This window comes from Halomicronema sp. CCY15110 (assembly GCF_016888165.1).
Lineage (GTDB): Bacteria > Cyanobacteriota > Cyanobacteriia > Phormidesmidales > Phormidesmidaceae > Halomicronema.
Window position 1 is genome coordinate 1 of sequence record NZ_JACSWC010000179.1, and the last position, 2,151, is coordinate 2,151.

Below are 2,151 nucleotides of genomic sequence, written 5' to 3' on the forward strand. Positions count from 1 at the left end.
TGCGTATTCACCTAACTTCGGCACCGAGTTGCATCAACTTCGGCACCCCCTAAAAACCTGAGTGAAGTTCACTAATTGTTGGGCAGGTCAATTTCATTATGTCGTCAATTAACAAGTGGGTGACGATAATGGCGATCGGTATTTCTAAGTCATGGCGTTTTCCTCCGCTATGAGATCAGTCTGCCCCTTGAGGGGACTGGTGAGTTTGCGCATGGACTCGCCTTTGAGGGACAACCGTAAAGAGTCATGGACTAAGCGGTCGAGAATGGCATCGGCTAACGTCGGGTCCTGAATTTGGGGATGCCATTGATTGACGGGAAACTGGGTGGCCAATAGACAAGAAGAGCGACGATAGCGGTCATCAAGGAAGTCGAGGATTTCCCGGGCATCATTGGGCGAGAGGGCATCCCGGAGCCACTCATCGAGAATGATGAGGTCAAAGGCCGCCAGTTGTTTGCGCAGTTTGGGGAACGAGCCGTCAACCTTGGCAAACTTCAATTCTGAGAGGAGTTCGGCCGTTTTGAAATAGCGTACGGTATAGCCTTGCTTGCAAAGATGGTCGGCCAACACACAAGCCAAAAAGGTCTTGCCCACCCCCGTCGGCCCCATGAAGATGAGGTTGAGGTGTTGCCCCAACCATTGGCCCTGCGCCCATTCCAGGAACTGAGTTTTCCTCAAGCCACGGGGCACATGGAAATCGACTGCCTCCAGAGTCGCTGGCGTCGAGAGCTGCGCCTGCTTGAGTCGTCGTTGCAATCGTTGGTGCTGTCGCCTGAGGTACTCCCGTTCAACGAGTAGGGCAAAGCGTTCATCAAAGGTCAGGTCATGGTAAGTGGATTGTCCCTGCTGCTCTTGCCAGGCTTCCAGCAAGCCAATGAGGCGGAGGGTTTTCAACTGTTCTAAGGTCTGTTGCATCTCAAAAAACTCCGATAGTAAATCAGTGGTAGTAGTCAGCGCCGCGGACGTTGTCGTGCGGCACTGAGGGGGATTGGGGCACCTCTACGAATTGCGGTGGACGGTCTAGTTGAGCCTTGAGAATCGCTTTGAGCCGTCGATAGCCGACCAGCTCAAAGGTGTTGGCGTGCCGACAGGCCGCCTCTAACCGCTGTGGGCTATAGCGAGTGGCTAAGGATTGCAAGCCTTTGAGGGTCCGAAAGGCTTGTTCTTCATGAGCTTTAGCCGCCAAGATAGCGGTGACCTGACGGTGCGTTTGCGGACCGATCTGCTGCGCCCAGGCCAGAAAGGTCTCTTTGGACTGGCGTTTGTAGGCCCAGTGCTCCGGCGGCATATGCTCAGGCAACGTTGTATGACGATAGGGGGCACTTGAGCGCGGATGAATGGCGATGCGGTGATAGTCATAAAAGACTTCCACCAAGCTTTCGCTGATTTTGACGCTCACCTCACGGCGTACAAACCAGTAGGGCACGGAGTAGTAGTGTTTATCGACTTCCAGGTGATAATCCAAGTTCACCTTGGCCTGTTTCCAACGCGCAAACACAAAGGGGCGAGCGGGCAAGGGCTGCAACGCGGGTTGATCAACTTGTTCAAACAGGTCATGACGGGAACAGCCATAGCTTTTCATCAGCCGATGATTGAGCTGCTCTAAGCGGGCTCGAATCGCCTCATTCAGCTCACTGAAACTGGTGAAGCGTTGATGACGCAACGGAGCGAGAATCTGGCGCTCAACCTCCTGGACCGCTTTTTCCACTTTGGCCTTATCCCGAGGTTTCCTCGCGCGAGCGGGCAGAATCGCCACTTGATAGTGCTCCGCAAAGGCTTGATAGCTCTGGTTAACGCCGGGTTCATAGCGACACGGATCTGTCACGCCGGATTTCAGGTTGTCCGGAACAATGGCTTTGGGCACGCCCCCGAAGAACGCTAACGCCCGCTCATGGGAGCCAATCCAGTGCGCTAAGGTTTGCGTCGGCGTCGCTTCGGCAAAGGTGTAGTTACTCGCCCCCAAGCAGGCCACAAAGATTTGCGCCGTCTGAGATTCGCCGCTCACCGGGTCGTAGACGCTCATCGTCTGGCCACAGTAATCGACAAACAACTTCTCACCCGCCGGATGCAGCTGACGCATCGAGAGATTTTGCTGCTGTGACCACTGGCGATAGCGACGACAAAAGTGCCCGTAGCTCAGGTTCCAACGCT

Annotated in this window: 2 protein-coding genes; both read right to left on the reverse strand. The window is 54.8% G+C overall.

Annotation, left to right across the window (positions count from 1 at the left end; genetic code table 11):
- Nucleotides 1–144: 144 nt before the first annotated feature.
- Nucleotides 145–915 (reverse strand): IS21-like element helper ATPase IstB, encoded by a 771-nt coding sequence (istB, locus tag JUK32_RS05160; protein ID WP_204137783.1) that lies wholly within the window; start codon nucleotides 913–915, stop codon nucleotides 145–147.
- A gap of 22 nt (nucleotides 916–937) precedes the next feature.
- On the reverse strand, nucleotides 938–2,151 hold a 1,214-nt coding region (gene istA, locus JUK32_RS05165), incomplete at its 5' end, for an IS21 family transposase (RefSeq protein ID WP_204137784.1).

What these genes read in the sequence shown, in the direction of transcription:
- istB (WP_204137783.1), bottom strand. Translation starts at nt 915, where the DNA reads ATGCAACAGACCTTAGAACAGTTGAAAACCCTCCGCCTCATTGGCTTG.